At 58.3% G+C, this 25478-nt stretch carries 25 protein-coding genes; 16 read left to right on the forward strand and 9 right to left on the reverse strand.

Annotated elements, in window-relative coordinates; all coding sequences use genetic code 11:
* Window positions 1-199 precede the first annotated feature (199 nt).
* The 7 genes from H8S56_RS22805 (at window position 200) to trpE (ending at window position 8051) form a co-directional block, all read left to right on the forward strand.
* Complete coding sequence (locus H8S56_RS22805; RefSeq protein WP_024687699.1) at window positions 200-1324, forward strand: ABC transporter ATP-binding protein; 1125 nt, start codon at window positions 200-202, stop codon at window positions 1322-1324.
* A gap of 82 nt (window positions 1325-1406) precedes the next feature.
* Entirely contained in the window at window positions 1407-2441 is a 1035-nt protein-coding gene (locus H8S56_RS22810) for a polyamine ABC transporter substrate-binding protein (RefSeq protein WP_024687698.1), read from the forward strand.
* A gap of 78 nt (window positions 2442-2519) precedes the next feature.
* A complete protein-coding gene (locus H8S56_RS22815; protein ID WP_024696347.1) occupies window positions 2520-3767 on the forward strand; it encodes an ABC transporter permease in 1248 nt (415 codons plus the stop codon).
* A gap of 11 nt (window positions 3768-3778) precedes the next feature.
* The gene (locus H8S56_RS22820; protein ID WP_187519864.1) at window positions 3779-4603 is read left to right on the forward strand and encodes an ABC transporter permease; all 825 of its coding nucleotides are present in this window, start codon (window positions 3779-3781) and stop codon (window positions 4601-4603) included.
* Between the two features lie 406 nt (window positions 4604-5009).
* The gene (rpe, locus tag H8S56_RS22825; protein WP_122696433.1) at window positions 5010-5684 is read left to right on the forward strand and encodes a ribulose-phosphate 3-epimerase; all 675 of its coding nucleotides are present in this window, start codon (window positions 5010-5012) and stop codon (window positions 5682-5684) included.
* Window positions 5681-6499: a phosphoglycolate phosphatase gene (locus H8S56_RS22830; RefSeq protein ID WP_187519865.1), complete on the forward strand. Its 819-nt coding sequence runs from the start codon at window positions 5681-5683 to the stop codon at window positions 6497-6499. The genes rpe and H8S56_RS22830 overlap by 4 nt, the downstream gene beginning before the upstream one ends.
* A gap of 70 nt (window positions 6500-6569) precedes the next feature.
* On the forward strand, window positions 6570-8051 hold the full coding sequence (trpE, locus tag H8S56_RS22835) for an anthranilate synthase component I (protein WP_187519866.1): 1482 nt from the start codon (window positions 6570-6572) through the stop codon (window positions 8049-8051).
* Window positions 8052-8135: 84 nt separating this feature from the next.
* On the opposite strand, the gene estP is transcribed toward trpE, so the two are convergent.
* Window positions 8136-10067, reverse strand: a complete 1932-nt coding sequence (estP, locus tag H8S56_RS22840; RefSeq protein ID WP_187519867.1) for an esterase EstP — start codon at window positions 10065-10067, stop codon at window positions 8136-8138.
* A 501-nt stretch (window positions 10068-10568) separates the two neighbouring features.
* On the opposite strand from estP, the gene H8S56_RS22845 reads away from it, so the two are divergent.
* The 4 genes from H8S56_RS22845 to H8S56_RS22860 are packed head-to-tail and all read left to right on the forward strand — an operon-like array spanning window position 10569 to window position 13803.
* Window positions 10569-11168 (forward strand): aminodeoxychorismate/anthranilate synthase component II, encoded by a 600-nt coding sequence (locus H8S56_RS22845; protein ID WP_024687691.1) that lies wholly within the window; start codon window positions 10569-10571, stop codon window positions 11166-11168.
* 21 nt (window positions 11169-11189) lie between these two features.
* Complete coding sequence (gene trpD / locus H8S56_RS22850) at window positions 11190-12239, forward strand: anthranilate phosphoribosyltransferase (RefSeq protein WP_024687690.1); 1050 nt, start codon at window positions 11190-11192, stop codon at window positions 12237-12239.
* Window positions 12236-13072 (forward strand): indole-3-glycerol phosphate synthase TrpC, encoded by an 837-nt coding sequence (trpC, locus tag H8S56_RS22855; RefSeq protein WP_187519868.1) that lies wholly within the window; start codon window positions 12236-12238, stop codon window positions 13070-13072. Before trpD ends, trpC begins: the two co-directional genes overlap by 4 nt.
* A 35-nt stretch (window positions 13073-13107) precedes the next feature.
* Window positions 13108-13803 (forward strand): lipoate--protein ligase family protein, encoded by a 696-nt coding sequence (locus H8S56_RS22860; protein ID WP_024696202.1) that lies wholly within the window; start codon window positions 13108-13110, stop codon window positions 13801-13803.
* A gap of 10 nt (window positions 13804-13813) precedes the next feature.
* On the opposite strand, the gene crp is transcribed toward H8S56_RS22860, so the two are convergent.
* The gene (gene crp / locus H8S56_RS22865; protein ID WP_187519869.1) at window positions 13814-14458 is read right to left on the reverse strand and encodes a cAMP-activated global transcriptional regulator CRP; all 645 of its coding nucleotides are present in this window, start codon (window positions 14456-14458) and stop codon (window positions 13814-13816) included.
* A 210-nt stretch (window positions 14459-14668) separates the two neighbouring features.
* Between crp and H8S56_RS22870 the strand changes: the two genes are divergently transcribed.
* Together H8S56_RS22870 and speD are read left to right on the forward strand one after the other, a co-directional pair.
* The gene (locus H8S56_RS22870; protein ID WP_024687686.1) at window positions 14669-15091 is read left to right on the forward strand and encodes an OsmC family protein; all 423 of its coding nucleotides are present in this window, start codon (window positions 14669-14671) and stop codon (window positions 15089-15091) included.
* A 243-nt stretch (window positions 15092-15334) separates the two neighbouring features.
* Window positions 15335-16129 (forward strand): adenosylmethionine decarboxylase, encoded by a 795-nt coding sequence (gene speD, locus H8S56_RS22875; protein ID WP_004885441.1) that lies wholly within the window; start codon window positions 15335-15337, stop codon window positions 16127-16129.
* A gap of 81 nt (window positions 16130-16210) precedes the next feature.
* Here the strand turns inward: speD and coq7 are convergent, their stop codons facing one another.
* From coq7 to hemJ, 5 genes are all read right to left on the reverse strand, one after another.
* A complete protein-coding gene (gene coq7 / locus H8S56_RS22880; protein ID WP_024687685.1) occupies window positions 16211-16858 on the reverse strand; it encodes a 2-polyprenyl-3-methyl-6-methoxy-1,4-benzoquinone monooxygenase in 648 nt (215 codons plus the stop codon).
* A 125-nt stretch (window positions 16859-16983) separates the two neighbouring features.
* Window positions 16984-17322, reverse strand: coding sequence for a histidine triad nucleotide-binding protein (locus H8S56_RS22885; protein WP_187519870.1), 339 nt, complete (start codon window positions 17320-17322; stop codon window positions 16984-16986).
* Between the two features lie 94 nt (window positions 17323-17416).
* Window positions 17417-18193 carry an SDR family NAD(P)-dependent oxidoreductase gene (locus H8S56_RS22890; RefSeq protein WP_024687683.1) on the reverse strand — a complete coding sequence of 259 codons (777 nt, stop codon included), beginning with the start codon at window positions 18191-18193 and terminating at the stop codon, window positions 17417-17419.
* A 53-nt stretch (window positions 18194-18246) separates the two neighbouring features.
* Window positions 18247-19143 (reverse strand): DUF805 domain-containing protein, encoded by an 897-nt coding sequence (locus tag H8S56_RS22895; protein ID WP_187519871.1) that lies wholly within the window; start codon window positions 19141-19143, stop codon window positions 18247-18249.
* An 81-nt stretch (window positions 19144-19224) separates the two neighbouring features.
* Window positions 19225-19653, reverse strand: a complete 429-nt coding sequence (gene hemJ, locus H8S56_RS22900) for a protoporphyrinogen oxidase HemJ (protein WP_024687681.1) — start codon at window positions 19651-19653, stop codon at window positions 19225-19227.
* Window positions 19654-19786: 133 nt separating this feature from the next.
* Here hemJ and argC point away from each other — a divergent pair, with 133 nt between their 5' ends.
* Window positions 19787-20821, forward strand: a complete 1035-nt coding sequence (gene argC / locus H8S56_RS22905) for an N-acetyl-gamma-glutamyl-phosphate reductase (RefSeq protein ID WP_187519872.1) — start codon at window positions 19787-19789, stop codon at window positions 20819-20821.
* Window positions 20822-20956: 135 nt separating this feature from the next.
* The gene (erpA, locus tag H8S56_RS22910; RefSeq protein ID WP_004885454.1) at window positions 20957-21307 is read left to right on the forward strand and encodes an iron-sulfur cluster insertion protein ErpA; all 351 of its coding nucleotides are present in this window, start codon (window positions 20957-20959) and stop codon (window positions 21305-21307) included.
* A gap of 63 nt (window positions 21308-21370) precedes the next feature.
* Here the strand turns inward: erpA and H8S56_RS22915 are convergent, their stop codons facing one another.
* Entirely contained in the window at window positions 21371-22465 is a 1095-nt protein-coding gene (locus tag H8S56_RS22915) for an anhydro-N-acetylmuramic acid kinase (protein ID WP_024687679.1), read from the reverse strand.
* 3 nt (window positions 22466-22468) lie between these two features.
* Window positions 22469-23896: a peptidoglycan DD-metalloendopeptidase family protein gene (locus H8S56_RS22920; protein WP_024687678.1), complete on the reverse strand. Its 1428-nt coding sequence runs from the start codon at window positions 23894-23896 to the stop codon at window positions 22469-22471.
* Between the two features lie 203 nt (window positions 23897-24099).
* Here H8S56_RS22920 and tyrS point away from each other — a divergent pair, with 203 nt between their 5' ends.
* Window positions 24100-25299 (forward strand): tyrosine--tRNA ligase, encoded by a 1200-nt coding sequence (gene tyrS / locus H8S56_RS22925; protein ID WP_024687677.1) that lies wholly within the window; start codon window positions 24100-24102, stop codon window positions 25297-25299.
* Window positions 25300-25478: the final 179 nt, after the last annotated feature.

The raw sequence follows: 25478 nt of genomic DNA on the forward strand, positions 1-25478 counted from the left end.
GGCGCTCTTGCTCGGACAGGTCTGCTCCGACCTGATGCTGCGCAATGTCGAAGACATACCCATCCCCGCCATCCCTGTAGGGCAATCCCTACCCCCAGCCTTCCAGCCTGCCTAGGCTAATCTCTCATTACCCCCGATTTGCGCGGGCTTCGGGCTGTTCTAGTCTTGAAGCCACGCAGACAAAACAAAGGTGTGGGTAATGAGCGACGTCGATACAAGCGCTGGAGCAAGTGATGTTCTGGTCAGCTTTCGTGGTGTGCAGAAGAGCTACGACGGCGAAGCACTGATCGTCAAAGACCTTAACCTGGACATTCGCAAAGGCGAGTTCCTGACCCTGCTTGGGCCGTCCGGCTCAGGCAAGACCACCAGCCTGATGATGCTGGCCGGTTTCGAAACCCCCACTGCCGGTGAGATCCTGCTCGGCGGCCGCGCCATCAACAACGTGCCGCCGCACAAGCGCGACATCGGTATGGTGTTCCAGAACTACGCGCTGTTCCCGCACATGACGGTTGCCGAGAACCTGGCGTTCCCGCTGTCGGTACGGGGCATGAGCAAGACCGACGTCGGCGAGAAAGTGAAGCGTGCGCTGGAAATGGTTCAGTTGCACAGTTTTGCTCATCGCTACCCGGCGCAGTTGTCCGGCGGTCAGCAACAGCGCGTCGCCCTGGCGCGTGCGCTGGTCTTCGAACCGCAACTGGTGTTGATGGACGAACCTCTGGGCGCGCTCGACAAACAGCTGCGCGAACACATGCAGATGGAAATCAAACACCTGCACCAGCGCCTCGGAGTGACCGTGGTTTACGTGACCCACGATCAGGGCGAAGCGCTGACCATGTCTGACCGTGTTGCGGTGTTCCACCAGGGCGAAATCCAGCAGATCGCCCCACCGCGCAACCTGTACGAAGAGCCGAAAAATACCTTCGTGGCCAACTTCATTGGCGAAAACAATCGCCTCAACGGACGTCTGGTCAGCCAGGACGGCGACCGTTGCGTGGTCGAGCTTGAGCGCGGTGAAAAAGTCCACGCCCTGGCGATCAATGTGGGTCAGCCAGGTGGGCCGGTCACGCTGTCCATCCGCCCGGAACGCATCCACCTCAATGGCCGCAGCGAAAGCTGTGCCAACCGTTTCTCCGGCCGTGTGGCCGAGTTCATCTACCTGGGCGACCACGTGCGTGTGCGTCTGGAAGTGGCAGGCAAGACCGACTTCTTCGTCAAACAGCCGATTGCCGAGCTGGACCCTGCGCTGAGCGTTGGCGACGTGGTACCTATCGGCTGTCAAGTTGAGCACGTTCGCGCGCTCGACCCCTTGCAGCAAGTGCATTGATCCATCGATAAAAGCAATAACAGAGGCGAAGTCATCGCCCACCCCAATCGCTTACCAACACTGCTCGTGGAGAAAAGAATAAATGCTGAAATCATTGAAGTTCACCGCCATCACCCTAGGCATGATGTGTGCAGCGCAGACCATGGCAGCCACAGACCTGACGGTCATTTCCTTCGGCGGTGCCAACAAGGCCGCTCAGGAAAAAGCTTTTTACGCGCCGTGGGAAAAGGCGGGTAATGGCAAGATCATTGCCGGTGAGTACAACGGTGAAATGGCCAAGATCAAAACCATGGTCGATACCAAGAGCGTGTCTTGGGACCTGGTAGAAGTCGAGTCGCCGGAGCTGGCGCGCGGTTGCAGCGAAGACATGTTCGAAACACTTGAACCCTCGATCCTGGGTAACGCCGCAGACTATGTACCGGGCGCTATCACAGCGTGCGGCGCGGGTTTCTTCGTCTGGTCCACGGTGCTGGCTTACAACGCTGACAAGGTAGCCAGCGCACCGACCGGCTGGGCGGATTTCTGGGACACCAAGAAGTTTCCGGGCAAACGTGGCCTGCGCAAGGGTGCCAAGTACACCCTGGAATTTGCTCTGATGGCCGACGGCGTTGCGCCGAAAGACGTCTACAAAGTGCTCGCCAGCAAGGACGGTCAGAACCGCGCCTTCAAGAAGCTCGATGAGCTCAAGCCGAATATTCAATGGTGGGAAGCCGGTGCACAGCCGCCGCAATACCTGGCCTCCGGTGACGTGGTGATGAGCTCGGCCTACAACGGCCGTATTGCCGCTGTGCAGAAAGAAAGCAACCTGAAAGTGGTGTGGACCGGTGGCGTCTACGACTTCGACGCATGGGCCATTCCGAAGGGTTCGAAAAACGCTGAAGCGGCGAAGAAGTTCATCGCCTACAGCCTGAGCCCTGAACAGCAAAAGGTCTACTCGCAGAACATTGCGTACGGCCCGGCCAACACCCAGGCGGTTGCGCTGCTGGACAAGGAAACCCTGCAGAACATGCCGACCACGCCTGAAAACATCAAGGATCAGGTGCAGATGAACGTCGACTTCTGGACAGATAACGGTGAATCCCTGGAGCAGCGTTTCACTGCCTGGGCCGCCAAGTAATCGCGTTACGTTGTGTTAGATCCGGGTGTTCCCTGACCCAGGGAACACCCTCTTCGTTGAAAGATTCCGGAGTTCGCTATGGCCACCGCCGTGCCCCTGACTGAAGGCGCCAGCCCCAACTTGAAGCAACGTCTCGCGCGTGCAGAGCGAGTCAATCGCTGGAAGGCCCAAGCACTGATCGCTCCGCTGGTGATCTTTCTGCTGCTGGTGTTTCTGGTGCCCATCGCCGCGCTGCTCTACAAGAGCGTGGGTAACCCGGAAGTCGTTACCGCCTTGCCGAGCACCGTGATTGAAGTCCAGAAATGGGATGGAAAAGGGCTGCCGCCCGAGTCGGTCTACAAGGCAATGAGCCTGGACCTGGCTGAAACCCGCAAGAATTCGACCTTGGGCGATCTGTCCCGACGCCTGAACACTGAGCTTGCCGGCTATCGCAGCCTGTTGAGCAAGACGGCTCGTGCCTTGCCGTTCAAGACTGAGCCCGCCTCTTATAAAGAAGCGCTTGAAGCGTTGGATGAACGTTGGGGCGACCCCGCCTACTGGCAGGCTGTGCGTCGCAACACCAGCAGCATCACGCCTTTTTACGTGTTGGCCGCCCTGGATCATCGCATCGATGACCTCGGTGAAGTGGCCCCCGCGACCCCCGATCAAGCGATCTACCTGGACATCTTCGCCCGCACCTTCTGGATGGGGCTGGTCATTACCGTCATCTGTCTGGTGCTGGCGTATCCGTTGGCCTATCTGCTTGCCAGCCTGCCGTCCCGCCAAAGCAACCTGCTGATGATTCTGGTGCTGCTGCCGTTCTGGACCTCGATTCTGGTGCGCGTTGCTGCGTGGATCGTGCTGTTGCAATCGAGTGGTCTGATCAATAGCGCGCTGCTGGCGATGGGCATCATCGACAAGCCGCTGGAGCTGGTCTTCAACCGGGTCGGCGTGTACATCTCTATGGTTCACATCATGCTGCCGTTCATGATCCTGCCGATCTACAGCGTGATGAAGAACATCTCACCGACTTACATGCGCGCTGCGATTTCTCTTGGCTGCCACCCGTTCACCAGCTTCTGGCGCGTGTACTTCCCGCAGACCTATGCCGGTATCGGCGCGGGGTGCCTGCTGGTGTTCATTCTGTCGATCGGCTACTACATCACCCCGGCCTTGCTGGGCAGCCCAAACGATCAAATGGTCAGTTACTTCGTGGCGTTCTACACCAACACCAGCATCAACTGGGGCATGGCCACGGCGCTGGGCGGCCTGCTGCTGTTGGCGACCATCGTGCTGTATCTGATTTATAGCTGGCTGGTCGGCGCCAGCCGCCTGCGTCTGAGCTGAGGAGCGTCACCATGTTGAATTCCTACACATCGCCGATCGAGCGCATCTGGTACTACGCCCTGCGCATCCTGTGTGCGCTGGTGCTGCTGTTTCTCGTGCTGCCGGTGCTGGTTATCGTGCCGTTGTCGTTCAACTCCGGCAGCTTTCTGGTCTATCCGCTGCAGGGCTTTTCGCTGCAGTGGTATCAGGACTTCTTCAACTCTGCCGAGTGGATGCGGGCGCTGAAGAACAGCATGATCGTCGCCCCGGCTGCGACCCTGTTGGCCATGGTGTTCGGCACACTGGCGGCGATAGGGCTGACGCGGGGCAACTTTCCCGGCAAGGCGCTGGTCATGGCGCTCGTGATTTCGCCGATGGTGGTGCCGGTGGTCATTGTCGGTGTGGCCAGCTACCTGTTTTTCGCGCCGCTTGGACTGGGCAACAGCTACGCCTCGCTGATTCTGGTGCATGCGGTGCTGGGTGTGCCGTTTGTGATTATCACGGTGTCGGCGACCCTGCAGGGTTTCAACCACAATCTGGTGCGTGCGGCGGCCAGCCTGGGTGCGTCGCCGCTGACAGCGTTTCGCCGGGTGACATTGCCCTTGATCGCGCCAGGGGTGATTTCCGGCGCGCTGTTTGCCTTCGCAACGTCGTTCGATGAGGTGGTGGTGACGTTGTTCCTCGCCGGTCCGGAGCAGGCCACGTTGCCGCGCCAGATGTTCAGCGGTATTCGCGAAAACCTCAGCCCGACCATCGCTGCAGCGGCGACCTTGCTGATCGGCTTTTCGGTGGTGTTGCTGCTGGTGCTCGAATGGCTGCGTGGGCGCAGCGAGAAGTTGAGGACGCAAGCGGCTTGATGCCGTTGCGCGATTCAATCTGGCAGGCAGTTTTCGGCCGATGCATTTCTTGTGGGAGCGAGCTTGCTCGCGAAAGCTGTAGTCCAGTCGTCACATCAGCAACTGACGGACTGCCCTCTTCGCGAGCAAGCTCGCTCCCACGGTTAATGTATTGGCCGCGAGACAGCGCCGCGCCGAAGCCCATTCAATCTGGCAGGCAGTTTTCGGCCGATGCATTTCTTGTGGGAGCGAGCTTGCTCGCGAAAGCTGTAGTCCAGTCGCCACATCAGCAGCGAACGGACTGTCCTCTCGCGAGCAAGCTAATGTGTTGGTCGCGAGAGAGACACCTGAAAAGTGCACCTGCGACATATTGAGAAACGTTGGAGTACAATGCGCGCCACCGTGATTCTGCTCAAACAGGTGCGCCATGCAGCCCTTCGTTATTGCCCCATCGATTCTTTCCGCTGACTTCGCCCGTCTGGGTGAGGAAGTCGACAATGTTCTGGCCGCTGGCGCGGACTTCGTGCATTTCGATGTCATGGACAACCACTACGTACCGAACCTGACCATTGGTCCGATGGTGTGCAGCGCGCTGCGTAAATACGGCGTAACAGCACCTATTGATGTGCACTTGATGGTCAGCCCTGTGGATCGCATCATCGGCGACTTCATCGAGGCCGGTGCGACCTACATTACCTTCCACCCCGAAGCCACCCAGCACATCGACCGCTCGCTGCAGCTGATCCGCGAAGGCGGCTGCAAGTCGGGTCTGGTGTTCAACCCGGCCACGCCGCTGAACCTGCTGGAGTACGTCATGGACAAGGTCGACATGATCCTGCTCATGAGCGTTAACCCGGGCTTCGGTGGTCAGAAGTTCATTCCTGGCACGCTCAACAAGCTGCGCGAGGCCCGTGCGTTGATCGATGCATCGGGCCGCGACATCCGTCTGGAGATCGATGGCGGGGTCAACGTCAACAACATCCGTGAAATCGCAGCGGCTGGCGCTGACACATTTGTGGCCGGCTCGGCCATCTTCAACGCGCCCGATTACCGTGAAGTGATCGAGAAAATGCATGCCGAACTGGCGTCTGCCCGCGCATGAGCGGCTTCGAGCAGCTGTTTGCAGGTCAACTGCCCAGGCTGATCATGTTCGATCTGGACGGAACCCTTGTGGACTCCGTGCCGGATCTGGCCGTGGCCGTGGACAAGATGCTGCTGCAACTCGATCGTCCGGCGGCGGGGCTTGAGTCGGTTCGTGCCTGGGTCGGCAACGGCGCTCCGGTATTGGTGCGCAGGGCGCTGGCCAATGACATCGAGCACAGTGGCGTTGATGACGCACTGACCGAACGCGGGCTTGAGCTGTTCATGGAAGCCTACGCGCAAAAGCACGAGTTCACCGTGGTCTACCCCGGCGTGCGTGAAACCCTGAAGTGGTTGCAGAAGATGGGCGTGGAGATGGCACTCATCACCAACAAGCCGGAGCGCTTCGTTGCGCCGCTGCTCGATGAGATGAAGCTGGGGCGATTCTTTCGCTGGATCGTGGGTGGCGACACCATGCCGCAAAAGAAGCCCGACCCTGCTGCGCTGTTCTTTGTCATGAAAATGGCCGGTGTGCCCGCTTCACAGTCGCTGTTTGTCGGCGACTCGCGCAGCGATGTGCAGGCGGCCAAGGCCGCTGGTGTGGCCTGTGTTGCGTTGAGTTATGGCTACAACCACGGTCGCCCGATTGCCGAGGAATCTCCGGCCATGGTGATCGATGATCTGCGCAAGCTGATTCCCGGTTGCCTGGATCAGGACGCTGAGATACTGTTGCCCGACATCGAACGTCCCTCCCTTAGAGATTCCATCGTGGTGGTCACTCGCAAACTCTGGATGAAAGTCATGAAGGCCCTGGCCCGCTGGCGTTGGCGCGCCTGACTTGATCCTGGCCGGCTCGCCGGTACGTTTGCCTATTTGACCGATTGTTCCTCAAACCACGAGGTTGCTCATGAACCGTGAAGAATTCCTGCGTTTGGCCGCTGACGGCTACAACCGCATTCCGCTTGCCCGCGAAACCCTGGCCGACTTTGACACGCCGCTGTCCATCTACCTGAAGCTGGCTGACCAGCCCAACTCCTATCTGCTGGAGTCGGTGCAGGGCGGCGAGAAATGGGGGCGTTACTCGATCATCGGTCTGCCCTGCCGCACCGTGATGCGCGTGCACGGTCATCGCGTCAGCATTACCCACGACGGCGTCGAGATCGAGAGCCATGAAGCCGACGATCCGCTGGCGTTCGTGGAAGCCTTCAAGGCGCGCTACAACGTGCCGACCATTGCCGGTCTGCCGCGTTTCAATGGCGGGCTGGTGGGCTACTTCGGTTATGACTGCGTGCGCTACGTCGAGAAGCGTCTGGCGAACTGTCCGAACCCGGATCCGCTGGGCGTGCCCGATATCCTGCTGATGGTCTCCGATGCGGTTGTGGTGTTCGACAACCTGGCGGGCAAGATGCACGCCATCGTGCTGGTCGACCCGGCGCAGCAGGATGCCTACGAGCACGGCCGCAAGCAGCTCGATGAACTGATGGATAAACTGCGCCAGCCCATCACGCCGCGTCGTGGGCTGGACCTGGATCGACCGCCTGCGCCTGATCCGGTGTTTCGCTCAAGCTTCACGCAGGACGATTACGAAGCCGCGGTCGATACCATCAAGCAGTACATCCTGGCGGGCGACGTGATGCAGGTCGTGCCGTCGCAACGCATGTCCATCGACTTCAAGGCCGCGCCTATCGATCTGTACCGGGCGCTGCGCTGCTTCAACCCGACGCCTTACATGTACTTCTTCAACTTCGGCGACTTCCATGTCGTCGGCAGTTCGCCGGAAGTGCTGGTGCGGGTCGAGGACAATCTGATCACGGTACGCCCGATTGCTGGCACACGCCCACGTGGCGCCAACGAAGAAGCTGACCTGGCGCTGGAAAAAGACCTGCTGTCCGATGACAAGGAAATCGCCGAGCACCTGATGCTCATCGACCTGGGTCGTAACGACACCGGTCGGGTCTCGGAGATCGGCACGGTCAAACTGACCGAGAAGATGGTCATCGAGCGTTATTCCAATGTGATGCACATTGTTTCCAATGTCACCGGCCAGTTGAAAGAAGGCCTGACGGCAATGGATGCGCTGCGGGCGATTCTGCCAGCGGGCACGCTGTCGGGCGCACCGAAGATTCGCGCCATGGAAATCATCGACGAGCTGGAGCCGGTCAAGCGCGGCGTGTATGGCGGGGCAGTGGGCTACTTTGCCTGGAACGGCAATATGGACACCGCCATCGCGATTCGCACTGCTGTGATCAAGAACGGCGAGCTGCATGTGCAGGCCGGCGGCGGGATTGTGGCTGACTCGGTGCCTGCGCTGGAGTGGGAAGAAACGCTCAACAAGCGTCGTGCAATGTTCCGTGCCGTGGCACTGGCGGAGCAGACGGCGGCGGAGTGAGCGCTTCAGCTCGCTTTGCCTGAGACCGAACGCTACTGATCGTTCCTGCGTCGCGCGCGGGAACGATCAGCAACTGACATCCGATCAGAAGTTCAGGCTCAACGCCACGTTCGCGCCTTGCTGAGTCACGTCATCGTTTTTGCGCCAGTTGTAGTTGGCGCGCAGCGTCAGGTCCTGAGTGAGTTTCTGACTGACGCCCAGCGTGGCTCGATTGAGGTTGCGTTGCGGGGTGTAGCCGTCCAGCGTGAAGTCGATGGAGGGCAGACTTTTAAGCGACATCGTCACGTTCTGCTGATCGGTTTCGAACTCCCGTTCACGCGCCACTTCTCCCCAGAGCTGGGTCGATGGCGTGACGTCGAACTTGCCCTGCAAACCGACGCCTGCGCGTTTTGACTTGCGTGTCTGATCGCCAAAGGTCAGGGCCGTCGAGCGAGCACCTTCCTCGGAGTAGCCGTCCACATCGATGTGCGCATAATCCGCGCTGATGAAGGGCGACAGGTGCCAGCGGCTGGCCATGCCCGCAATGTCAAAACCGACGCGCGCGCTCACTGCCCACAGTTCACCCTTGGTGTCGCCTTTCTCCTGACCCTCGCTCACGCCCAGCGCAAACTTGCGCTCTGCGTTCTCGTAATCCAGCTTGCCGCCGGACGCTGCCAGATCGCCCCACCAGTGATTGGCCTGATACTGCAGAAACGCAGTGGCGATGTAGCTGTTGAGTTTGTAGTCCGAATCTCTTGGGCCTGCCTCAAGGTTCTGGCGATAGGCACCGGCAACCACGCCTGTGCGCCAATGCTCCGCGAAGCGGTAACTGGTGCCGATGGTCAGGTTGTAGCCCTTGCCGTCAGCATCGGCCGAGGTGTCCTGTGCATCAATGTCGAGCTTCTGACCGCCCGCCGAGAGAATGCCTTGCCACTGACCCACCGCCTGCCAGTGACCGAAGTCGCTGAGCCACTGGGCATGCAGCTCGTCCTGATGAGCACGCAAGGTGCTGTTGGCCATTTCCGGCAGCAGGGAGATTTCCCAGGGCGCCGACAATAATGAATACGCATAGTCAGCCAGCAATCGCTGGCCGGCCTCGGTCGGGTGGACGCTATCATTGAAGAACAACCGGCTCGGATTCGGTGTCGCACTGGACCTGCCGTTGGTAGTGCTTTCCCGGCAGCTGTCGCCGCTAAAACAGGTACTGACCAGGTTTTCGTTGGGGTCGAACCCGAAGCGTGCCGGTTCAGCGAGGATTTCATTGATCAGCAACGGAACATTCAGCGGGATGATCTGGGCATTGATCTGTGCCAGTCGGCTGACCAGTTGCTGATTGAAACCCGCGCTGAGTGCCGAAGTTGCCGAAGCCAGTGGCGAACCACTCAAGGCTGGCGTTTTACCGATATCCGGCAGCAACCAGACCATGATGTAGCGCGCACCGGCCTGTTGCAGGGCTTGCGCGCTGTCAGCCAGCTGATTGGCAGCTTGTGCTGCGCTGCCGGCACTCAACACACGACCTTGCAGGAAATCGTTGCCGCCCCCGGTCAGGTAATACAGCGCGTTAGGGTCAGCGCGCAGTCCGTTGGCCGGAAGATAGCCGGTGCGACTGCGCAGGACGGTCTGCGAGCCATTGGAGATGGGCGTCACCGCGTCGGATCGCGTCGTGATCGAATCCAGAATCTGGTCGGTCCGATAGCCGCCCACCGCCCAGTTGTTGCCATCCGGCAGGCCCAGCGCGGCATTGACCGGCGAGGTCGAGGCTGCCAGATCGCCAGCGGGTACATTGAGCATCCTGCCGATGAGTGTTGACGAGTTGAGGTTATAGACCTCGCCGCTGCCATCCTGGTACGTCGGACCGACGCGGTTGGTGAAGCGCAGCGTGGAACCGGCAGGCCCGCCGGTGTCGGGGAACTGCCCTGCGTCGGCCAGACTGTCGCCGAACACCACCATGGTCGAGTAGGGCGCGGCAACGGCCGTGCTGCAGGCCAGCGAAAGCAGACAGGCCGCAAAGGGCCAGCGCCTTGATGTCGTGATCATGATAAAAGATCCTTTCCTGTGTTTTTATTCTGTCTAGGAAACGTAGCAAGCCTCTTCATGACCGCCAGTGCTATCGAAAGTTACCGCCCAGTGGTTGGCCTATCACTGAGGTAAATTATGCTGCCCAGTGCGTGCATTCATGGAAAAGCACGCGCGCGCGCTCGGTACTTTTGACATCAATGAATAGCCTTTGGCTACCTTACAATCATATTGCACCGCGCAGCCGGGTACGCTAATGTCCCGAAACGTACCGATGAGACCCCTTCCGTGACGATTGTCAGCAAACTCTTGATGCGCGTTATCAAGGCTCACGCCCGCTGGCGTTGGCGCGCCTGACTATTTCCTTGCCGGCCCTGCCGGATCCGCACCTGTATGTCTTCAATTCGTCATGTTCTCCCGCCACTGTCACGTCATTCGATGTGGCTGAACAGGCGGATGCTTGAGCGAATGGCGATCTGAAGGCCTGAACAAAGTCAGTAAATTCAAAAGGCTAATAGCAAAATGCTGCTGATGATCGATAACTATGATTCCTTTACCTATAACGTTGTGCAGTACCTCGGTGAGCTGGGTGCCGACGTTAAGGTCATCCGCAATGACGAGCTGACCATCGCCCAGATCGAAGCCTTGAACCCTGAGCGTATCGTGGTCTCGCCCGGTCCTTGTACACCCAATGAAGCCGGTGTCTCGCTGGAGGTGATCACTCACTTCGCGGGCAAATTGCCGATTCTGGGTGTGTGCCTGGGGCATCAGTCCATTGGTCAGGCGTTTGGCGGCGACGTGGTGCGTGCGCGTCAGGTCATGCATGGCAAGACCAGCCCGGTTATCCACGAAGACCAGGGCGTGTTCGAAGGTCTGAACCATCCTCTGGTCGTCACGCGCTACCACTCGCTTGTGGTCAAGCTGGATACGCTGCCAGAGTGTCTGGAAGTGACTGCATGGACGGCACATGACGACGGTTCGGTCGATGAAATCATGGGCCTGCGTCACAAGACACTGAACGTCGAAGGGGTGCAGTTTCACCCCGAGTCGATCCTGACCGAGCAGGGCCACGAGCTGTTCGCCAATTTCCTCAAGCAGCGCGGCGGCAGTCGTCAGGGTTAAGGACTTTTTATGAATACCCCCATGAATATCAAAAGCGCGCTGAACCGCGTGGTCAACCAGCTGGACCTGACCACTGACGAGATGCGTGACGTCATGCGCGAGATCATGACCGGGCAGTGCACTGAATCGCAGATCGGTGCGTTTCTGATGGGCATGCGCATGAAAAGCGAGACCATCGACGAGATCGTCGGCGCGGTGTCGGTGATGCGTGAGCTGGCCGATCAGGTCGAGCTGCAAACCCTGGACGGTGTTGTCGATATCGTCGGTACTGGCGGCGACGGCGCCAATATCTTCAACGTCTCGACGGCTTCCGCCTTTGTGATCGCAGCAGCGGGCTGCACCGTGGCCAAGCACGGCAACCGCGCGGTTTCGGGCAAGAGCGGCAGTGCCGATCTGCTGGAAGCCGCGGGCGTTTACCTGAACCTGACGCCGGTCCAGGTTGCACGCTGCATTGACAGCGTCGGCATCGGCTTCATGTTTGCCCAGTCTCACCATCGCGCCATGAAGCATGCCGCCGGCCCTCGCCGTGACTTGGGCTTGCGCACCCTGTTCAACATGCTTGGCCCGCTGACGAATCCGGCTGGCGTTCGCCACCAGGTCGTGGGCGTATTCAATCAGGCGCTGTGCCGTCCTCTGGCCGAGGTGCTGCTGCGACTGGGTAGCAAGCATGTGCTGGTGGTGCATTCGCAGGATGGTCTGGATGAGTTCAGCCTGGCTGCTCCGACCTTTGTCGCGGAACTCAAGAACGGCGAAGTGACCGAATACTGGGTGCAGCCTGAAGACCTGGGCATCAAGAGCCAGAGCCTGTATGGGTTGGCGGTCGAAGGTCCGGCGGCCTCGCTTGAGCTGATTCGTGATGCTCTGGGGCGTCGCAAGACCGAGAACGGCCAGAAAGCGGCTGAAATGATTGTGCTCAATGCCGGCGCTGCGCTTTATGCCGCTGACCATGCCACCAGCCTGAAAGAAGGCGTGGCACTGGCGCATGATGCGTTGCACACCGGCCTTGCACGGGAAAAACTGGAAGAGTTGGGCGCCTTCACGGCAGTGTTCAAACAGGAGAATGAAGGATGAGCGTACCAACCGTACTGGAAAAGATTCTCGCCCGAAAGGCCGAGGAAATCGCGGCCCGTCGCGCCATCGTCAGCCTGGCTGAACTGGAACAGCAGGCCGCTGCGGCCGACGCGCCACGAGGTTTTGCCGAGGCCATGATCACGCAGGTCAAAAAGAAACAGCCTGCGGTCATTGCCGAGATCAAGAAGGCTTCGCCGAGCAAGGGCGTGATCCGCGAGAACTTCCTGCCGGCAGACATCGCCAGAAGTTATCAAACGGGTGGCGCAACCTGCCTGTCAGTTCTGACCGACGTCGATTTCTTTCAGGGTGCTGATGCGTACTTGCGCGAAGCGCGTGCAGCTTGCAACCTGCCCGTGATCCGCAAGGACTTCATGATTGACCCTTATCAGGTCGTCGAGGCGCGTGCCTTGGGTGCCGACTGCATCCTGTTGATCGTGTCGGCGCTGGACGATGGGCAGATGGCCGAGCTGGCCGCTGTCGCCAAGGGCGTCGGGCTGGATGTGCTGGTCGAAGTGCACGACGGTGACGAGCTTGATCGCGCGCTCAAGACCCTCGACACCCGGCTGGTCGGTATCAACAACCGCAACCTGCACACCTTCGACGTCAGTCTGGAAACCACGCTGGACCTGCTGCCACGCATTCCTCGTGACCGGATCGTGATCACCGAAAGTGGCATCCTCAATCGTGCTGATGTCGAACTGATGGAAATCAGTGACGTCTACGCGTTTCTGGTGGGCGAGGCGTTCATGCGCGCCGAACATCCGGGAACCGAATTGCAGCGTCTGTTCTTTCCTGAGCGTGGCGGCCCGGTAAGCGGCTCGACGCTCGACTGACAGCGCTCAGACTGACCATCACCCAGAGGCCCAGCATGTCGGACTCGATCATCGATATCTGTGTGGAAAAAGGCCTGCAGATTGAGCAGGATCTCCTGGCCTCGGTGGGGGCGGGTGAGTCCGATCACGGGTTGCTGTTCTGGCGGCCCAATGATCGGGCACTGGTCATGCCGCGACGCATGAGCCGCTTGCCGGGCTTTGTCGAAGCCAGTGAAACCCTGTCCGATAACGGTTGGCCGATTCTGTTGCGAGAAACCGGTGGTGAGCCGGTGCCACAGTCATCGGCGACGGTGAACATTGCATTGGTCTACGCGCAGCCATCAACTGACGTGGATCGCGACCGGATCGAGACGGCCTATCGACGTCTTTGTCAGCCGATTCTTGATCTGCTGGTTGAGCTGGGAGGACAGGCTTCGCTGGGTGAGGTCGAAGGTGCGTTCTGTGACGGCCGCTTCAACGTTAACCTCAATGGTCGCAAGATGGTCGGCACGGCCCAGCGCTGGCGCCAAAGTCAGGGTGGATCACGGCCCGTCGTGCTGGCTCATGCCGCGTTACTGCTGGAGAACGAGCGTGTGCCCATGGTGGCTGCGGTCAACCGCTTCAATGAACTGTGTGAACTCGATGCCAGAGTTCGCGCTGAAAGCCACATAGCCCTGCAGGAAGTGTTTGCCCAAGAGGATGTCCTTGAGCGCTTGATCCGATCCTACCGGCAACTGCTCGCGCAGTTGTGACGGGCTGCGATCAACGCGTGCCGAACACCACCATGGTCTTGCCCTTGACGTTGATCAGGCTCTGCTCTTCCAGCGCCTTGAGCACGCGTCCTACCATCTCCCGCGAACAGCCCACGATGCGTCCGATCTCCTGCCGGGTGATCTTGATCTGCATGCCATCAGGATGGGTCATGGCATCCGGTTCCCTGCACAGGTCAAGAAGCGTCCGCGCTACGCGGCCGGTGACATCCAGAAATGCCAGGTCGCCCACCTTGCGTGTGGTGTTGCGCAGGCGATCCGCCATCTGGCTGCCAAGGGCGTAAAGGATTTCCGGCTCCTGCTGAGTCAGCTCACGAAACTTCATATAAGTGATTTCAGCCACTTCGCACTCGGTCTTGGCGCGCACCCAGGCACTGCGTACCGATTCATGGCCGGGCTGTTCGAAAAGACCCAGTTCGCCGAAGAAATCTCCGCTGTTGAGGTAGGCGATAATCATCTCCCGGCCTTCATCATCCTCGATCAGAACCGTGACTGATCCTTTGATAATCAAGAACAACGACTCAGAACTGTCACCGGCATTGATGATGTTGCTTTTGGCTGCGCAGCGACGACGTTGTGCGTGGGGAAGAAGCTTGTCCAGACTCTTTGTTTTTGATGTAAGTGTGATCGCGACCATGCGTAACTTCCGAAAAAAGACCTTCGCCAAATGGCATACCTGTAGGTATCGGCTGCACCTGCAATATCGCCAGCTTTTCGACGAATGGCGGGCTCAATTTACGAAACTTCCTACACATTAGCTACACATCCCATTTTTCTTTACGCAGCCGGGCGCTAGAGCAGCCCTATGCTAAGCTGGCGACCCTTTTTTAGCAGTGGAGTCTTGGCGATGAAGGCACGCATCCAATGGGCTGGCGAAGCCATGTTCCTCGGCGAGTCCGGCAGCGGGCATGTTGTGGTCATGGACGGCCCGCCTGAAAGCGGCGGTCGCAACCTGGGCGTTCGACCCATGGAAATGGTCCTGATCGGTCTGGGCGGTTGCAGCAACTTCGACGTGGTGAGCATCCTCAAAAAGTCTCGTCAGCCGGTCGAAAGTTGCGAGGCGTTTCTTGAGGCCGAGCGCGCTGACGAAGACCCGAAAGTCTTCACCCGCATTCATTTGCACTTTGTCGTTAAAGGTCGAGGGCTGAAAGAAGCCCAGGTCAAACGGGCAATCGAGCTGTCTGCAGAAAAGTATTGCTCGGCCTCGATCATGCTTGGTAATGCGGGCGTGAAGATCACTCACGATTATGAAATCGTCGAACTGGGCTGACGTCCAGACATCCAACGATCATAAAAACGGCGCACACTCTGGCAGACGGCTTCGGACGTCTGCATAATGCGCCACTTTTTCAGGGCGCAGCATGCATGGGTTTTCTGCTGTTGTGCCCGAGCAGACAACCAAAATCGCCAACGCGAAGAGGTGTTAACCGTCCTACGCAGCTGAGCCGGACTCATCTGACGGGCATGCTTGATCACGCGGCTGGCGCCGCACACATATAGAGAGTTTTTAACGGTGAAAAGCAAACTCAAGCTCCACGGGTTCAATAACCTGACAAAGACCTTGAGCTTCAACATTTATGACATCTGCTATGCGGAAACCCCGCAGGACCAGCAGGCGTACGTCGAATACATCAACAGTGTGTATGACGCAGAACGCCTGACGCGGATTCTGACCGATGTTGTCGATATCATTGGTGCCAATATCCTGAACATCGCACGTCAGGATTACGATCCTCAGGGTGCCAGTGTGACCATTCTGATCTCCGAGCAGCCGGTAACGCCTACCGAAAGCCAGATCGAAGAGTCGCCAGGTCCACTGCCGGAAACCATTCTGGCTCACCTGGACAAGAGCCACATCACGGTTCACACCTACCCCGAAATTCACCCGGTGGATGGCATTGCCACATTCCGCGTGGATATCGATGTGTCGACCTGTGGCGTTATTTCACCGCTCAAGGCGTTGAACTACCTGATTCACAAGTTCGAGTCCGATATCGTGACCGTCGATTATCGCGTGCGTGGTTTTACCCGTGACGTGGAAGGCAAGAAGCACTTCATCGATCACGAGATCAACTCGATCCAGAACTACCTGTCCGAAGACACGCGCAACGGTTACCAGATGACCGACGTGAACGTGTACCAGGAAAACCTGTTCCACACCAAGATGCTGCTCAAAGAGTTCGAACTGGACAACTACCTGTTCGGCGATGCGACCAGCAACCTGTCGACTGAACAGCGTGAACAGGTCACCGCGAAGGTCAAGCACGAGATGCTCGAGATCTTCTACGGCCGTAACGTAGCGGTCTGAATGCAACTGCATTGACCGGCACGCACTGCCGCAACGAAAAAGGCGCCTGTTAAGGGCGCCTTTTTTGTGCGTGTGATCCGGTCAGATGCGATAGGTGCTCTTGGTCATGACCTTGGCCAGGATGCTCATGCCGAACTTGATCGGTGCCGGAAAGCGAAAACCGCCTGCCTCCAGCGCAGATTCGGCATGATGCTGTTCATCGCTGAGCATCTGTTCGAGGATCGCTCGAGACTTCTCATCCTCGGCCGGCAGCTGTTCAAGGTGTTCACTCAGATGCTTGCTGACCTGATCTTCCGTCGCGGCAACGAACCCCAGGCTTACCCGGTCGCTGATCATGCCAGCCGCTGCACCGATACCGAAAGACAGGCCGTAGAACAATGGATTCAACACGCTGGTGTGGCTGCCAAGCTGATGAATGCGCTGCTCGCACCAGACCAGATGGTCGATTTCTTCTTCGGCAGCGTGCTCCATGGCTTTGCGTACCTTGGGCAGTTTGGCGGTCAACGCCTGCCCCTGATACAGCGCCTGGGCACAGACTTCGCCTGTATGGTTAATGCGCATCATGCCCGCGACATGGCGCGTTTCGACATCGCTCAGGGTGCGATCAGGCTGCACGATGGCAGGCGACGGCCGCTGTGAGTGCGCGCTCGACGGCAGCAGCGTACGCATCGCGCTATCGGCTTGCATTAAAAGGCGGTCAATGGGGGAGTAGTGACGTTCGGTAGCCATGGGCACCTCCGGTTAGGTCCATGGGAGGCAGTTTACCCGAATCGGCAGGAGAGGGTTTGGGGATGTGCCGCCCTGCCAGCTTCCATGGCGCAAGCGGGCAAGGCGAACTCTGCGTAAAAGCGGACTCAGCCCGGCGGCCAGTTCATCTGACGCTGACCCAGCACGTGCATGTGAATGTGATAAACGGTCTGTCCACCCAGCTCGTTGCAGTTCATGACCACACGAAAACCGTCTTCACAGCCCTGCTCCTTGGCCAGACGCTGCGCCGTGAACAGGATATGACCGGCCAGACCTTTGTCGTCCTCGGTCAGATCATTCAGTGTACGGATGGGCTTTTTGGGGATAACCAGAAAGTGCACGGGAGCCTGAGGGGCGATGTCGTGGAAGGCCAGCACCTGATCGTCTTCATAGATGATCTTTGCCGGAATTTCCCGATTGATGATCTTGGTGAACAAAGTATCCACAGCCGTGTGCTCCTTGTCGGTTGATGATTATCTGCAGGTTATCGATGCGACCGAGTGTACTGAGCGAGGGAGACCTCGCCCAGCCCTTTGTCCATCAGCGCGGGCAGCATGACTTGTTGATGTAGCCGCTGATTTGCCGTGCCAGCCAGCGCGAGACGAGGCGTGGGCTGAACGTCCAGAGTCTGTTGCGCCAGCCGGGTATGATCACGGCGCGATTCTTTGCCAGGGCCCGTACGGTGTAAAGCGCAACTTCTTCGGCACTGATCATGTTTTCAGTGTTGACCTTAAGTTGCGCTGTGCGGAAGAACGCGGTGCGGGTCGGGCCAGGGCACAGTACCGACACCTTGACCCCGGTTTTCTTAACTTCTTCGCGCAGGCCTTCGGAGAAATGCAGGACGTAAGCCTTGCTCGCGTAATACGTGCTCATCCACGGACCTGGCTGAAACGCCGCTACGGACGCGACATTGAGAATCTGCCCGCCGCCTTGAATCGCCATCAGGTTACCGACGGTATGACACAGACGTGTAAGCGCCAGAATGTTCAGGTCGATCAGGTCCTGTTCTGCGCCCCAGTCCTGAGCCAGAAACGGGCCACACGTGCCGATGCCCGCTGCGTTGACCAACAGGTCGATCTGATGCGCGCCGTCTTCCAGCTCAAGCAGGAACCCTGAAAGCCGTAACGGCTCGCCCAGATCACATGCGCGAAACAGCACCTCCACGCCAAAGCGCTGCGTCAGCTCCAGTGCGATGGTTTCCAGCTGATCCCGCTGGCGAGCGACCAGAATAAGGCTGCGGCCACGGCGCGCTAGTGCCTCGGCCATGGCCAGGCCGATGCCGCTGGAGGCGCCAGTGATCAGGGCGTAACGGGTCATGCAGTTCTCCATTGAGCATAATGCGGTCGGCAGTTTACCGGGCTGCGAGCCCTTTATTGCTTATCGGTGTCTTGTTCGGGCGATTTTTCCACATCGTCAGCGTTCGTTTGAACGCCGTCTCGCTCTGCTTCATCGTCATAGGGCAGGGACTGTTCGTATTCGTCTGTCTGAACGTCCAGTTCGTTCTTGAGCGTATCCATGCCGCCGGAAAGGCTGCCCACAATAATCAGAGGAATCAACAAGACCCAGAGTCCGGCCAATATCTTGACAGCACGTGTGTTGGGCGGCTGGGGGGCTCCGTACTTGTTCGGGCCTTTGGTGCCGGGTATGGCCGTCATCAGGATCGGAAAAAAGCTTCCTACGAAGGGCACAAGGTTCAGGAGTAAAAGCCAGCCCGACCAGCCGATATCGTGGAGTCTCCTGATACCCATTTGAGCGGCGAGGAGTGCGTACGCCATCAGCAGAACCGCAAACAGCAGCCCGCCGGCCACCAATGACTGGGTCATGAAACTGACTGTGATGAGCGATAGCGGTAATAAGGTCACGCTGAGGACCAGAATCCACGCCAGATAGCGCAGACGGCCGATACGTCCCTGAATACCGAACACCTTGAGCGTGGACGACTCCGCAAACTCCGTTCCGACCTGCGATTTGGGCGGGGCATAAGGCGAGGCGGGTGGTTGAACTTCTTTTTTATCAATGCTCAGGCTGATGGCTGGATCCGGTTCGATACGCGCTTCGACGCCTGCTTCATTGAGCGCGTTCATGTAGCGTTCGGCTTCTTCATGGGGCAGACCCCGCTTGAGGGCGACAGGGTGTCCGCTGAACAGTTTTTCCACAGCCGCGGTTTCGCTGCTGAACAGCCTGGCGAGATTGGCTTTCGCCACCTCGAGTTCAACGCCAGGGCGCACCTGACCTTCAAAGACGATCTTGAAGTGGGTATCGGCCATACAGGGCTTCCTTGTCTTGAAGTGAGAGCGAACCAGGCGCCGCCGCGTGGGGCACCTGTTATACAGCCTGTGTCACCACGCTCAGAAAGGTCTGACGATGACCAGAATGACGATGGCAATCAGGATCAGAACCGGAACTTCATTGAACCAGCGGTAGAACACATGGCTACGACCATTCTCGCCGCGGGCGAAGCGTTTGACCTGCGCGCCGCAAACGTGGTGGTAACCGATCAGCAATACCACCAGCGTAAGCTTGGCGTGCATCCAGCCCTGGCTGAAATAGCCGCTTGGGTTGAAGCTGATCAGCCAGCCGCCGAAGATCAGGGTCGCGATCATCGCAGGTCCCATGATGCCTCGGTACAGCTTGCGCTCCATGATGCAGAAGCGGTCGCGGCTGATGCTGTCTTCGCTCATCGAGTGATAAACAAACAGCCGTGGCAGGTAAAAGAGACCTGCAAACCAGCAGACCATTGAAATGATGTGCAGTGCTTTGATCCATAAATAGAGCATTTTCAGTTATTCCCAGGTTCACGGTGGCCGAATAGTAGAGGCTTGGGTGTCCATACGTCACGTTGTCGGTTGTCGCAGACGCCATAGGCCCATATTATCGACCGCTTTCCAGTTGTTTCGTTGAGGGCAGGTTATGGTCAAGGTCGGTATCGTCGGTGGCACGGGTTACACCGGGGTCGAACTGCTGCGTCTGTTGGCACAGCATCCGCAAGCTGAAGTGGTGGTGATTACTTCTCGCTCGGAGGCCGGTCTTCCTGTCGCCGACATGTACCCGAACCTGCGAGGCCATTACGACGGTCTGGCATTCAGCGTTCCGGACGTTCAGACACTGGGCGCGTGTGATGTCGTGTTTTTCGCCACACCGCATGGCGTCGCTCACGCGCTGGCCGGTGAATTGTTGGCCGCAGGCACCAGGGTGATCGACCTGTCTGCCGACTTCCGTCTGCAGGACTCGGATGAGTGGGCCAAATGGTATGGCCAGCCCCATGGTGCTCCAGAACTCTTGAAAGATGCGGTCTACGGCCTGCCTGAAGTCAATCGTGAGCAGATCAAGACGGCACGCCTGATTGCGGTGCCCGGTTGCTACCCGACCGCCACTCAGTTGGGTTTCCTGCCGCTGCTTGAAGCGGGCATTGCTGATAACGGGCGGCTGATTGCCGACTGCAAGTCGGGTGTGAGCGGTGCCGGGCGCGGGCTTAGCATCGGCTCGCTGTACTCGGAAGCCAACGAAAGCTTCAAGGCGTACGCCGTCAAAGGTCACCGTCACCTGCCTGAAATCACCCAGGGCCTGCGCCGCGCAGCCGGTGGCGATGTGGGACTGACGTTCGTTCCGCATCTGGTGCCCATGATTCGTGGTATCCATTCGACCCTGTACGCTACGGTCACTGATACCTCGGTGGATCTACAGGCCTTGTTCGAGAAACGTTACGCCGATGAGCCTTTCGTGGATGTGATGCCTGCCGGCAGCCATCCCGAGACACGCAGCGTTCGCGGCGCCAACGTCTGTCGCATCGCGGTGCATCGCCCGCAGGGTGGCGATCTGGTCGTCGTGCTGTCGGTTATCGACAATCTGGTCAAGGGCGCTTCAGGTCAGGCGGTTCAGAACATGAACATCATGTTCGGTCTGGACGAGCGTCTGGGCCTGTCACACGCCGGGATGATGCCGTAAGTTCTGAATCGGGCGGCAAGCGGACCATAACCTTCGTTTGCCGCTGCTCTGCAAATAGTTGACCGATTTTCTGGGACAAGCGGATAATGCCCGTTATTACGCATTACGACGGCTTAACGCCGGGAGATATCTGACATGAGTGTCGAATCCTTCACTCCGACGGCTTTGGAATTCACCCCAGGTGCAGCGCACAAGGTGAAGTCTCTGGTCGATGAAGAGGGCAATGATCGCCTTAAACTGCGTGTCTTCGTGACCGGTGGCGGTTGCTCCGGCTTCCAGTACGGCTTCACGTTCGATGAAGACGTTGCAGACGATGACACCATTGTCGAGCGCGAAGGCGTTAGCCTGGTGGTCGATCCAATGAGCTTCCAGTACTTGGCAGGTGCCGAGGTGGATTATCAGGAAGGGCTGGAAGGTTCGCGTTTCGTGATCAAGAACCCGAATGCTTCCACGACCTGCGGTTGTGGGTCGTCGTTCTCGATCTGACAACGCATCGCAGTCATGAAAACGCCGCTCATTGAGCGGCGTTTTTCATTCTGGCGTCTGGCGTCAGGCGGGGTAGATAGCCCCCAGCACGCGAAGGCCCTTGGCACCGGTGACCGTCGGCCGATTGGCCGGTACGCTCTCCAGGCAGCAGTGCGCCAGCCAGGCAAACGCCATGGCTTCAACCCAGTCAGGATCCACCCCGAACTTGGCTGTGCTGCTGACGCGGGTGTTGGGCAGCAGTTCGGCCAGTCGGTTCATCAGCGCAATGTTGTGAGCGCCACCACCGCAGACCAGTAGTTCCATGGTGCTGGACTGGGCGGACTGTAAGGATTCGGTAATGGTAAGCGCAGTCAGCTCGAGCAGCGTGGCCTGCACGTTCTCAGGCGCCAGGGTTGGCAGCTGGAACAGATGATGATGCAGCCAGCCAAGGTTGAACACCTCACGGCCGGTGCTTTTCGGCCCCTTGGTCAGGAAGAATGGGTCGCTCAGCAGCGTTTTCAGCAGCGCTGCGTCAACCTTCCCGCTGGCAGCCCATGCGCCATCCTCGTCATAGGGCCGATTGTGCTGCGACTGGATCCAGGCATCAAGCAATACGTTGCCAGGGCCACAATCGAAACCCGAAACCGGGCGATCGGACTCGATCAGACTCAGGTTGCTGAACCCCCCGATATTGAGCACCGCGCGATGCTCCTTGTTGTCATCGAACAGGGCTTCGTGGAAAGCGGGCACCAACGGTGCGCCCTGACCACCTGCCGCGATGTCGCGACGGCGGAAGTCGCTGACCACAGTGATCTCGGTCAGCTCGGCGAGCAGCGCAGGGTTGCCGATCTGGATACTGAAACCGCGTGCAGGCTCGTGGCGGATGGTCTGGCCATGACTGCCGATGGCACGGATCTGACCGGCCACCATGTTCTGCTCCTCAAGCAGGGTCAACACACCCTGGGCGACCAGACGACACCACTTCTGCTCGGCAAGTGCGGCTCGCGTGAGTTCATCTGTGCCACTTGAGCAGAGGCCGAGCAGTTCCGCATGCAGGTCTTCCGGCATGGGAATGTAGTGGGTCGCCAGAAGTCTTGGTCGGTCATCCTGCTCCAATAGGGCGATATCAATCCCATCGAGGCTGCTGCCGGACATCACACCTATATAGAAGAAGGCCATGGATTACCTTTTATTCGAGGCCAGCGTGGTGGCCTTTTCCTGGTCCATACGCGCCATCAACGGTTGGCTTTGCTGCATGAACCGCTGTTTTTCGGACTTGGCGATCGGATCCGCCATCGGAAGTTTCTGACCCAACGGGTCGACGTGTACGCCGTTGACCTGGAATTCATAATGCAGGTGCGGGCCTGTCGACAAGCCGGTTGTTCCAATATAGCCGATCACTTGACCTTGTTTGACCGATCCACCGGTTTGTACGCCTTTGGCGAAGCCTTGCATATGGCCATAGAGCGTACGGTAGGTATCGCCGTGTTGAATGATCACGGTGTTGCCGTAGCCGCCGCGACGACCAGCAAGAATCACCTTGCCATCGCCGGTTGCCTTGATTGGCGTGCCACGTGGCGCTGCGTAATCGACACCTTTGTGGGCGCGGATCTTGTTGAGAATCGGGTGTTTGCGGCCCATGGAGAACATCGAGCTGATGCGGGCGAAGTCCACCGGAGTACGGATGAACGCCTTGCGCATGCTGTTGCCATCGGCGGTGTAGTAATTGGTGTTGCCCTGCTTGTTGGTGTAGCGAACCGCTGTATAGGTCTTGCCGCGGTTGGTGAAGCGCGCCGACAGAATGTTGCCGGTGCCGACGCTCTTGCCGTTGACCACTTTCTGCTCGTAGACGACGTCGAATTCATCGCCCTTGCGGATGTCCTGTGCGAAGTCGATGTCGTAACCAAAGATGTTGGCCATATCCATAGTCATGCTGTGGGTCAGGCCTGCGCGCTGCGCCGACTGCGAAAGCGAGCTGTTGATCACGCCATGAACATAGGCATTACGGACGTTGGGTTTGCTGACTTCGCGGTTGAAAGTGAAGCCTGCCGCCGTTTTGGACAGGCTGATGGTTTCGAGTTCGCTGAGTTTGGTATGCAGCTGTTTCAACTGTCCATCAGGCGTGAGCTCGAACTGGAGGACCTGACCGTTTTGCAGCTTGCTGAACTGCCGGGATTGCTTGTCGCTGGCGAGGACTTCATGAACCGTGGTGGCTGGAAGGCCTACCTTTTCAAAGAGAGTAGACAGCGTGTCGCCCTTGGCGACGACGACTTCCCGATGATTAGGGTTTTTAGCCGCGTCCGGGAGCGGTTTCTTCGCTTCGGGTTGAGTGCTCGCCGTCTCTGACGTCTGCTCTTCAGCATCATCGATCTGGGCAAATGGCGATTCAACGCTTTCAGGTGTGGCTTGTGCGGCTTCTGGAGCGTCTTGATCCTGTGCGTTCGGATCTGACGGCATCTCCAGATCAAGAACCAGATTGGTACGTTTGGCTTCGACTTCGCTGGAAGGGAAAACCAGAAGAGCCAGGCTCAGCAGGGCGGCGATGCCGCTTGCAGCGAGCAGATGACTCTTCGGATAAAGCGGGGGCGCTTTAGGCGGTGTGTCTATCATAGGTAATTTTGACTTTGAAAAAGGTGAAAAGGAAAAGATGAATGACATGATGAAGATGAAATAACTGTATAAAATATAACCAAAACCTGCCCGAAGCAACCCTTCCCACGAATCCCTTCCTTATTCGTGGGCGAGTGCTGGGCAAAAACTTGTAATTGGGCTCTGATCTTGTATGGTTGGTTCCCTTTAAATTGGGGGCTGATATGAAGTCGGTTGAAGAGCAGCTGGCGCTGATCAAGCGCGGCGCGGATGAACTCCTGGTCGAGGCCGAACTGGTCGCCAAAATCAAGCGCGGCCAGCCGCTACGCATCAAGGCCGGATTCGACCCGACGGCGCCCGATCTGCACCTGGGTCATACCGTCCTTATTAATAAGCTGCGTCAGTTCCAGGAGCTGGGCCATCAGGTCATCTTCCTGATAGGCGACTTCACCGGCATGATCGGTGATCCGAGCGGCAAGAGTGCCACTCGCCCGCCACTGACTCGTGAGCAGGTTCTGGAGTACGCAGAAACCTACAAGGCTCAGGTGTTCAAGATCCTTGATCCTGCCAAGACTGAAGTTGCCTTCAACTCCACCTGGATGGACAAGCTCAGCCCTGCAGACTTCATCCGACTGTCTTCGCAGTACACCGTCGCGCGCATGCTGGAGCGTGATGACTTCGACAAGCGCTATAAAGGCAGCCAGCCGATCGCTATCCACGAATTCCTCTACCCGCTGGTGCAGGGCTACGATTCGGTCGCGTTGCGCGCCGACGTCGAGTTGGGTGGCACGGATCAGAAGTTCAACCTGCTGATGGGGCGTGAGCTTCAGCGTGCGTATGGTCAGGAGCCGCAGTGCATTCTGACCATGCCGCTGCTCGAGGGTCTGGACGGCGTCAAGAAGATGTCCAAGTCCCTGGGTAACTACGTCGGTATCCAGGAAGCGCCGGGCATCATGTACAACAAACTGGTCTCGATGCCTGACTCGCTGATGTGGCGCTACTTCGAGCTGCTGAGCTTCCGTTCCATGGAAGAGATCGAAGGCTTCAAGGCTGATTGTGAAGCGGGCGCGAATCCGCGTGACATCAAGATCAAACTGGCAGAAGAGCTGGTTGCCCGTTTCCATGGTGAGGAAGCTGCTGCCAATGCGCACCGCTCTGCGGGCAACCGTATGAAGGAAGGTGAGCTGCCTGACGATCTGCCGGAGATTTCCTTGGGTGCTGCTGAAGACATGCCAATCTCGGCCGTCCTTAACAAGGCAGGCCTGGTAAAGAACTCTGCGGTTGCTCGTGATCTGTTGGCTTCCGGTGGTGTGCGTATAGATGGTGAAGTCGTTGATCGCAGCTTTATCTTCAAGTTGGGTGCTACGCATGTCTGCCAGGCCGGGAAGAAGGCTTTTGGGCGCGTAACCCTCGTTTCTGAATAAAGTTCAAAATAACGGTTGACGCGCTCTGTGATGTGTCTATAATTCGCCCCACTTCCGGCGCAGACGGAAACGAAAAAGCCTTGCGATTCAATGAGTTGCAAAGGTTTATCGGATGAGGTCAGCGAGGAAGTAGGTCGAGTTTGTTTGAATCGACAGCGGTGAGAAAAAAGAGTTTGACA

The sequence above is a fragment of the Pseudomonas triticifolii genome, from assembly GCF_014358015.1.
In the GTDB taxonomy this organism is placed as follows: domain Bacteria; phylum Pseudomonadota; class Gammaproteobacteria; order Pseudomonadales; family Pseudomonadaceae; genus Aquipseudomonas; species Aquipseudomonas triticifolii.

What these genes read in the sequence shown, in the direction of transcription:
- trpC (WP_187519868.1), top strand. Translation starts at nt 12,236, where the DNA reads ATGAGCGTACCAACCGTACTGGAAAAGATTCTCGCCCGAAAGGCCGAG.
- coq7 (WP_024687685.1), bottom strand. Translation starts at nt 16,858, where the DNA reads ATGGCTACCGAACGTCACTACTCCCCCATTGACCGCCTTTTAATGCAA.
- H8S56_RS22810 (WP_024687698.1), top strand. Translation starts at nt 1,407, where the DNA reads ATGCTGAAATCATTGAAGTTCACCGCCATCACCCTAGGCATGATGTGT.
- rpe (WP_122696433.1), top strand. Translation starts at nt 5,010, where the DNA reads ATGCAGCCCTTCGTTATTGCCCCATCGATTCTTTCCGCTGACTTCGCC.
- H8S56_RS22845 (WP_024687691.1), top strand. Translation starts at nt 10,569, where the DNA reads ATGCTGCTGATGATCGATAACTATGATTCCTTTACCTATAACGTTGTG.
- H8S56_RS22820 (WP_187519864.1), top strand. Translation starts at nt 3,779, where the DNA reads ATGTTGAATTCCTACACATCGCCGATCGAGCGCATCTGGTACTACGCC.
- H8S56_RS22815 (WP_024696347.1), top strand. Translation starts at nt 2,520, where the DNA reads ATGGCCACCGCCGTGCCCCTGACTGAAGGCGCCAGCCCCAACTTGAAG.
- H8S56_RS22830 (WP_187519865.1), top strand. Translation starts at nt 5,681, where the DNA reads ATGAGCGGCTTCGAGCAGCTGTTTGCAGGTCAACTGCCCAGGCTGATC.
- estP (WP_187519867.1), bottom strand. Translation starts at nt 10,067, where the DNA reads ATGATCACGACATCAAGGCGCTGGCCCTTTGCGGCCTGTCTGCTTTCG.
- H8S56_RS22895 (WP_187519871.1), bottom strand. Translation starts at nt 19,143, where the DNA reads ATGGCCGATACCCACTTCAAGATCGTCTTTGAAGGTCAGGTGCGCCCT.
- tyrS (WP_024687677.1), top strand. Translation starts at nt 24,100, where the DNA reads ATGAAGTCGGTTGAAGAGCAGCTGGCGCTGATCAAGCGCGGCGCGGAT.
- argC (WP_187519872.1), top strand. Translation starts at nt 19,787, where the DNA reads ATGGTCAAGGTCGGTATCGTCGGTGGCACGGGTTACACCGGGGTCGAA.
- H8S56_RS22870 (WP_024687686.1), top strand. Translation starts at nt 14,669, where the DNA reads ATGAAGGCACGCATCCAATGGGCTGGCGAAGCCATGTTCCTCGGCGAG.
- H8S56_RS22920 (WP_024687678.1), bottom strand. Translation starts at nt 23,896, where the DNA reads ATGATAGACACACCGCCTAAAGCGCCCCCGCTTTATCCGAAGAGTCAT.
- hemJ (WP_024687681.1), bottom strand. Translation starts at nt 19,653, where the DNA reads ATGCTCTATTTATGGATCAAAGCACTGCACATCATTTCAATGGTCTGC.
- H8S56_RS22915 (WP_024687679.1), bottom strand. Translation starts at nt 22,465, where the DNA reads ATGGCCTTCTTCTATATAGGTGTGATGTCCGGCAGCAGCCTCGATGGG.
- H8S56_RS22860 (WP_024696202.1), top strand. Translation starts at nt 13,108, where the DNA reads ATGTCGGACTCGATCATCGATATCTGTGTGGAAAAAGGCCTGCAGATT.
- erpA (WP_004885454.1), top strand. Translation starts at nt 20,957, where the DNA reads ATGAGTGTCGAATCCTTCACTCCGACGGCTTTGGAATTCACCCCAGGT.
- H8S56_RS22890 (WP_024687683.1), bottom strand. Translation starts at nt 18,193, where the DNA reads ATGACCCGTTACGCCCTGATCACTGGCGCCTCCAGCGGCATCGGCCTG.
- crp (WP_187519869.1), bottom strand. Translation starts at nt 14,458, where the DNA reads ATGGTCGCGATCACACTTACATCAAAAACAAAGAGTCTGGACAAGCTT.
- H8S56_RS22805 (WP_024687699.1), top strand. Translation starts at nt 200, where the DNA reads ATGAGCGACGTCGATACAAGCGCTGGAGCAAGTGATGTTCTGGTCAGC.
- trpD (WP_024687690.1), top strand. Translation starts at nt 11,190, where the DNA reads ATGAATATCAAAAGCGCGCTGAACCGCGTGGTCAACCAGCTGGACCTG.
- trpE (WP_187519866.1), top strand. Translation starts at nt 6,570, where the DNA reads ATGAACCGTGAAGAATTCCTGCGTTTGGCCGCTGACGGCTACAACCGC.